Source organism: Bacillus sp. SRB_331, assembly GCF_003264175.1.
GTDB classification, from domain to species: domain Bacteria; phylum Bacillota; class Bacilli; order Bacillales; family Bacillaceae_G; genus Bacillus_A; species Bacillus_A mycoides.
In genome coordinates this window covers 1-7,401 of record NZ_NADV01000085.1, presented here as the reverse complement: position 1 = coordinate 7,401, position 7,401 = coordinate 1, and the positions used below count along the sequence as shown (strand labels likewise).

Sequence of the window (7,401 nt, the reverse complement as noted above, 5' to 3'; positions counted from 1 at the left end):
CATAAAAAAGGAAGAGAATTTTAAAAATTCTCTTCCTTTTTTATGTATTCATAGGGATCACTATATGGGGTTTAAATCTAAACTTTCTTTAAAAAGATATTATGATTTTTATTAGGAGGGATAAAGAATCTGAATTTTGTTTAATACTATTTTTTACGAAACAAGAAAATAGTAAAATTTTCTTGAGTATAGTTCCGTTGGGAGGTTGTTCGTAATGAGATTCAATAAATATACCGTAATATTTATCTTTTTAGCTATTACTTCAAATTTCGCCTTATCCATGTGGCTCAAACAAAGACTTTTAGGTGTAGTTATTGCTATTATTTTCTTATTAATCGCTACATGGACTACAAAACAGCCTACAGACGACCAGCATAAATGAACAAAATAACTTAACATGGTATAATAATATTTGGATGGGAGTCCAATGTTATTAAAATTAAAGTGGTTATCAAGTCGGAGGAAGGCACCTTAGGGTGTCTTTTCTTTTTAAAATATATAAGCGCACCAGAACCGGTTCATGAATATGGAAATCTCATCTATCAAATTTGGAACTAACTTCTTCCGAAACATTGTTCCTCATTTACCAACCTGTTTATGTTTTTTCAAACTTTGCAACAGAGCCACATTGTTTTAATTGAATTTTGTGTTATACTTCTATAGGCATCTGATTTTTATTCTATATAAAAGTATGTGAAAAGCCCTTATCAATTCGATAATGGCTTTTCTATTTTTTATGAAGATCGATTATATGGCATGGGTAATAAATTTAAAGGAGAATTATAAAATGATTTTTCCAAGTAACATCAATACGTCTTATGAGTATTCAATTATAGAAATTCAATGTTTACCTTGTATTTCTACAGCACCCGATTTTTATGATAATTTTGTACTTATTTGTAGTACTTATCTTAACAAAAATGATAAAGCACATGGTCATACTACATTTGAAATTCAATCTATAAAAGAACTGTCTTATAATAATCCAAATGTAAAAAATGCTAAGAAGTTTGTATACCAAGGTGGGTCTTTGAAAATAAATGATTTTGTAACAATTACTCAAGCGGAATCAGACTATGATACGAAATTCATAGCGAGACTTTCCTATCAATATCATAGCGATCAAGAGAGGGAATATATACAAGAGCAAGATTTACTCTTATTTTCCATTTCTGAAGGGCCAAAGGGGCAATTGTCTAATATTCCTTATTTATATCTTCCTCCGGATTTTAAGAAGTATATAGAATATTATCAGGCTAAGCACGATTCTGAAGTTCTTCACACTGCTTACTCAATATTAGAACATTTCATAAAAGAATATGATTATTCAGAACCTTTCATTAATCAATTTGAAACTTTAAAAGAAAAACAAAAGAATAAATCTCTTATCTTGTATGATAGCTTTTTACGGAATCAATATAAGAAAATTTGATTTATTTTCATAGAAACATCAAAAACCCTTTAAATATTATACAAAATATGCCTTTTGCTTTAAAAAAATGAAGAAAATGCATAAATGCATAAAACTATATATGTATTTTGTAGTATCCTAGACTGTATCTGTCTAAAAGTCTTTCATAGTACATTTTTGACACTCCCCCCCTAAAGGGGCAAGCTGACATAGGTCAGTGGGATTCTTGCTACCGAAGACCAAAGGCGAAGTCCATTTCTGGTATCGCTGACGTGCAAGATTGCGATTTGCTATCACCACTCCCATGACAGACCGTATAGGTTCTCCTTATGCTTTAGCGTCTAGTACTTGACGACATGTATTGTTTTACGCACGAAGTGAAATTGATTCGTGCAACCTCATACAATATTCATTTTTTAGAGAACATTATTGTTTTAGAGTCTTTTGCATGACTTTGAGGCCATTTTGACATGTTTTGCTACGCAAAAGCGATACTTTCATCCCATGCTTAAAGGCGGACTTAAGTCCTGCAGGGGCTTTCTCGTATCGTAAATCTATAAATTTTAGTTAAAAGATACCACTTGTTTAATAAACTTAGTGAAGTAAAGTTAATTACTTTAATATATTATTAGGAGAGAATTTATGAGTAAAAAACTATTAAAATCAATAACATCATTAACGATGGTAGGAGGTGCATTGTTAGGAACAAGTAGTGATCCCGTAAAAGCTGAAGTCCAGTCAGGGGGAAATTCAGTTGTATTTAATGATGTTCCCAAAAACCATTGGGCAAATAATGCCATTACGAGCTTAGCTAATCGTAATATTATCGGAGGATATGGAAATGGAATGTTTGGCCTGGGAGATAATGCTACTCGTGAACAGGTGGCAGCTTTAATTTATCGTGTGCTAGCTCCTGCTAAAAAAGGAGGTACTCTTAATAAGGACAACTCTTTTTATATTATGCAAGATGGGTCTCAGCTTAAAAATCCATATAAGGACATTAATAAAAACTCAACAATGTTCCTAGAAGAGATTCTATTTTTGACAGACATAGGAGTCTTTAAAGGAGATCAAAATGGGGAATTTCGACCAAAAGAATCATTAAGTCGTGCAGAAATGGCACAGGTCATCAAGACTGCTTTTAAAGTTCCTGTGTTAAGTAAACATACTTTTAATGATGTACCAGATAATTCATGGGCGAAGGACGCTATTAGTGCCGTACAGTCGAATAAAATTGCATCAGGTACAGGTAATGGAGGTTTTGAACCAAATAAAACTGTAACTCGTGAACAGTATGCACAGTTTTTATTTAATGCATTAAATTATAGGGAACAATTAAATACACAAAATCCTGATGTGACAAAACCAAATAAAGAAGATACGAGTGTACAAACTGAGGTACAACTATTAGAAGCTTATAAAAAAGACATGAAAAATTATATTAATAATCATGAAGAAGATATAACTATAACATATAAATCTAAACAATCTAATATTAGAGAAGTTATGGATACGCTTGTTAAAGCATATGATGAGACAGTTGATTCAAATGAATACATGAAATATAACGTTGCAAATACACAATATTCTATTCGTGGTATTCCAGGAGATTATGTATTTACATTAAAAATTACATACCGTGAATCAAAAGAGCAAATGAACTATGTAAAGACACAAGCAAAATCAGTTATCGCTTCTATTGTTAAAGCTGGTATGGATGAACATGAAAAAGTAAAAGCGATTCATGATTATGTCGTAAAACATGTTTCGTATGATACTTCTTTCCAGGCTTATACGGCATATGAAGCTTTAGCAAACCGTTCTGCTGTTTGTCAAGGATATGCATTATTAACTTATCAATTGTTAAAAGAGGCAGGAGTAGAAGGTCATATTGTAACAGGGACTGGAAATGGACAACCTCATGCTTGGAATCTAGTGAAAATTGAGGGGAAATGGTACCATCTTGATACAACCTTCGATGATCCAATTCCAGATGTAGAAGGACGTGTAACTTATTCATACTATAATTTATCTGATGAACAAATTGCTAAAGATCACCAATGGGATCGTAATCAATTTGCGAAAGCAACAACAATCTATAATAATGAGTTAACAAATAAAATTCAGATCGGTAGCCCGAAAGCAATGGGATATCAGAAAATATTAACGGATATCAAACGCTAATATGAATCTATGTAGTTTATTAATAAAATTAAACAATTAATAAACGATAAATTGAGGTCTGTGTAACAATGGACCAGTACTAGATAAAAAAAGAATCCCATAAACATATATGATATGGGATTCTTTTTTTATTTTATTTGTTTATCTGATGTGTATATTTACAGCATCTAATCATTTTAACTAAATTTAGGTGATTCCTCTCTCTCTTCAATTTGTATGTAGGTGCATGGCACCAACAAATAGGTGGGAGATGAATTACTATTTTTTCATAATAAAACATACGTTTTATCGAACTATATAAACTAACAAGATAGCCTAATCCATGATTAGTTCTTGTACTTGTATAGAAATAAACACGCAAGATAGGTGAATTTAGGAAGCGATCACTTCTAAACAAGCTGGAAGTGGGGATAGTTTACGAAATTCATTTAGTCCTTATATGTGTTTTGTAAATAACGATCATATAAATCTTTTTCTAAAATACTTTGTTTATCTTGTAGTTCCTTAAATTGTTCAATGAATTCACTATCTTCTTTTGTGCTTCGACACAAAGTATAATAAGCATCATGGAGAATTTTAGATTCTTGATGAGCATCATAGTAGTCCATGTAGGTCTTAAATTCTGGTGGTAGATAAAGATAAGGGACGTTAGAAAAAGAACCTTTGATTCCTACTGAAGTAGAAAATAGGAGTAAGTCTTTATTTTGTATATATTCCATCTCTTGATCTTTAGAATATTGGTAAGAAAGGTTTGCTATAATCTTTGTATCATAATCAGTTTTCACCTCAATTATGTTTACAAAATCATTAATCCTTAAAGTACCACCTTTGAATGCAAACTTTTTGGCTTCTTTAACGTGTGAATTATTATAAGATAATTCTTTTACAGATTGGATTTCAAATGTAGTATGACCATGTGCTTTATCATTTTTATTAAGATATGTACTACAAATAAGAACAAAGTCGTTTTGAAATTTTATTGTTTCAGAATTATAGGGTAAGCATCTAATTTCTATTATTGAATACTCACACATACCGTTAACATTATTGGGAAAAGTCATTATTATTATAATTCTCCTTCATATTTATTTCAGGTGAAGAGTAGTTATTCTTCACTACCTTTATTTTAAATAAATTATAGATTAATAGTAACCCTCAATTCCAGAAATTTATGAGGACTTTTAAAATTTCATTATATTTATTTAAATAATGCTCTGAGCTTCTTTCTATTCTATTTAATTCATTTATTTTTTTGTATAGATACACTATACTCATTTTCATTTTTTCTCCTTTTAATACAATATAATTAAATATAATCTATTCTAAAAGGTTCTTTAAATAACTTCTTATATCCTTTTGTTCGATTCTAGTGACCTTTTCATCCATATTTCGAAATTTCAAAATAGACTTCTTAATTTCTATTAAAGCATCTACTTCCTCTATTGGAACCTCTTTTTTAAAAACAAATTGTTCCATCTTTTCAAATCCATAATTTCTAGCTTCTTTTTCATCACTTGTACCTAGCGTAATTTTATTTATTTCTAGTATAAACTTACCTATTGCCCATGGAACAAATTCTTTTTCCTTATATATTACTTTGTATTTCAATTTATAAGCCATCTCTACTTCATTAATATCAACCTCTATTATATATATTACTTTCGAAACGAATCCTTGTTCAAATTTTAATTCTTTAAATCCATATTTTATAGATTCATTTGAATTACTTATAAGCTCCAGTTTATTATCCGATACATTTAATCTATACAAATTATTTTTATAAATAGCATAGTCACTCATATTTTATTATACTTCCTTCCTAATCAGCCATAACCCATCCAATTTTTTTATTAAATTCAAATTTTGTTGCTACATTGCCAGTTTCTGAATCTATAATATTCAATATATCTCCCTCTTGGAAGACTCTTGCATAACCCCTCTCATATAAAAATTCTGGTAATGCAATATTCTTACTTCCTGTGAACCCTCTTGCAGTAAATGGGTAATTATCAGCATTTGCTTTACCAAATGCATCTTCTATATCCTTCAATGTAGTGTTTGGATTAATCTCTATGCCTCCTATTGTTAAAACACCATCTATTAAGTTACTCATTAGTTAGTCCCGCCTCCTGTATTACTTATCTCTCTAATAGCGTCTTTTATATCATCAATTTCTGTAGCTTTGAAATAAAGTTTAATCAAAAATACCTCGCAATCCAAGTTTTACAATAAATAAAAAGAATCCATTTTGAAAAAAGATTAATCAAAATGGATTCTTCTTCAGCAGATTTTTGTTTTGGCTTTATAAAAAAGTTTGATCATTTTCCGTCTGTATTGCTCCATAATCGCGCCCATTTGTTCTCTAAAAAGTGAATAGTTTCTATTAAACTTTCTTAATATACTCATACACTTCTTTAGGTTTTATATTAAGCAAATGAGCAATTTCCGTTATTTTTTTTCCTTCTTTCTTCATCTTTTTTACTTTTGTCTCCAATGTTTGCTCGTATTCTTCTGCAATATCAAATAATGGACTTAATAAAGAGTGCCATATTTCAAAATCAGCAAATTTATTTTTTTCCAAAAACTTATTCAGCAATGTTTTCAATTCTCCATTTTGTATAATTCTTTTTCCTTCTAACACTTGTTTCTCAGTAAGAAAATTACCTATATCTTTTATAAAAGTGATAAATGAGTCCATAGAATCTGCAAGGAAACCGCCAACACCCCAACTGTCCATTCCGTGCATTAATGAACATATAGGGTATCCATCCTCATTTAAATCAATAATAATTGGATCTCCACACATAGTTTCATATGCAATGACAATCCAATTTGCATCCCAAGTATCTTCCTCATCGGTTACAAGGGAGTTTCCATCGGTGTCAATGCTATATCCCACTTGAAATTCATCTAATTGTTCAAAAGAAAATATATCAAAATTTACATATTCTCTAATTTTTTCATGTGCTAAGTTAATAAGTTCTAAATTCCTCTTAATTTCTACTTTTTGATGATAAGAATTAAATTTTATCATTGTCATTTTTACTACATCCCTATTCATACTTTATATTTATTCTTTTTTTATCTGTTTTTTTACTAAAAACCTAAGACAAGAATATTAATAATAGATATTGTTATTTTTTCTTCGCCTCATATAAAGATTCTGTAAAACAGGATCTAAACAAACTTTAGAACATCTCAACATTTTTTAAAACGTCGCGACTTTATTAGAAACATCGTGACTTTATTTCAAGTCGACAATTTCATTCACACTTAATTGATAATTATCTAATTTAACAACGTTTGAATCTTCATATAAATCCTGATACTTACTTTTCCGACTCATATGTCGAAGATAAACAACTCAATCAACATCACACCTTTAAATTGAATCTTTTATTTCAGAACAAAAAATACCCAGTATTAACCATAAATTGTTTTTATCGCTTTATGGTATACTGAGTATTTTTTAGGAGAAAAAATTATTTTCTTCTCTCTCTTCGATTCTTTCGCATTATCAAATATTTTAATATCAATTCACAAGCATCATTTTCATTTTCAAAAGTATCTATAATATTCATTCCACCTCTCTCTAACGATTGATATACTTTCCATACTTTTTCTTCTTTTAATATACCTAATTCCAATTCACCAATAGATTTATCACCTAAGTTGTATTCATGTTCTTCTATTCCTAATTCATTCAATCTAGTTTTTAACTCACTAATATTCATTTTAAACCTCCTACTTATTTAGTTTCTTTGATAAATCCAAATTCCTCCAAATATTCAATGGACATTGGTAAT

The 7,401-nt window shown here is 29.7% G+C and carries 8 protein-coding genes; 3 read left to right on the top strand and 5 right to left on the bottom strand.

Translation table 11 applies throughout. From position 1 onward, the window contains the following. The first annotated feature begins 214 nt into the window (after positions 1-214). The 3 genes from B5P42_RS32220 to B5P42_RS31115 all read left to right on the top strand — a co-directional run bounded on the left by B5P42_RS32220 (position 215) and on the right by B5P42_RS31115 (position 3,595). On the top strand, positions 215-382 hold the full coding sequence (locus B5P42_RS32220; protein ID WP_002187068.1) for a hypothetical protein: 168 nt from the start codon (positions 215-217) through the stop codon (positions 380-382). 405 nt (positions 383-787) lie between these two features. Then, the gene (locus B5P42_RS31120) at positions 788-1,432 is read left to right on the top strand and encodes a hypothetical protein (RefSeq protein ID WP_113736052.1); all 645 of its coding nucleotides are present in this window, start codon (positions 788-790) and stop codon (positions 1,430-1,432) included. Positions 1,433-2,053: 621 nt separating this feature from the next. Beyond that, positions 2,054-3,595, top strand: a complete 1,542-nt coding sequence (locus B5P42_RS31115) for an S-layer homology domain-containing protein (RefSeq protein ID WP_071770576.1) — start codon at positions 2,054-2,056, stop codon at positions 3,593-3,595. Between the two features lie 428 nt (positions 3,596-4,023). Here B5P42_RS31115 and B5P42_RS31110 read toward each other — a convergent pair whose 3' ends face one another. The 5 genes from B5P42_RS31110 to B5P42_RS31090 form a co-directional block, all read right to left on the bottom strand. Beyond that, entirely contained in the window at positions 4,024-4,656 is a 633-nt protein-coding gene (locus B5P42_RS31110) for a hypothetical protein (protein ID WP_000143834.1), read from the bottom strand. A gap of 256 nt (positions 4,657-4,912) precedes the next feature. Next, positions 4,913-5,395, bottom strand: coding sequence for a hypothetical protein (locus tag B5P42_RS31105; protein WP_113736051.1), 483 nt, complete (start codon positions 5,393-5,395; stop codon positions 4,913-4,915). A 19-nt stretch (positions 5,396-5,414) separates the two neighbouring features. Further along, positions 5,415-5,708, bottom strand: coding sequence for a hypothetical protein (locus B5P42_RS31100; RefSeq protein WP_113736050.1), 294 nt, complete (start codon positions 5,706-5,708; stop codon positions 5,415-5,417). Positions 5,709-5,978: 270 nt separating this feature from the next. Next, on the bottom strand, positions 5,979-6,635 hold the full coding sequence (locus tag B5P42_RS31095; protein WP_113736049.1) for an SMI1/KNR4 family protein: 657 nt from the start codon (positions 6,633-6,635) through the stop codon (positions 5,979-5,981). A 442-nt stretch (positions 6,636-7,077) separates the two neighbouring features. Then, entirely contained in the window at positions 7,078-7,329 is a 252-nt protein-coding gene (locus tag B5P42_RS31090; RefSeq protein ID WP_002161995.1) for a hypothetical protein, read from the bottom strand. Positions 7,330-7,401 lie beyond the last annotated feature (72 nt).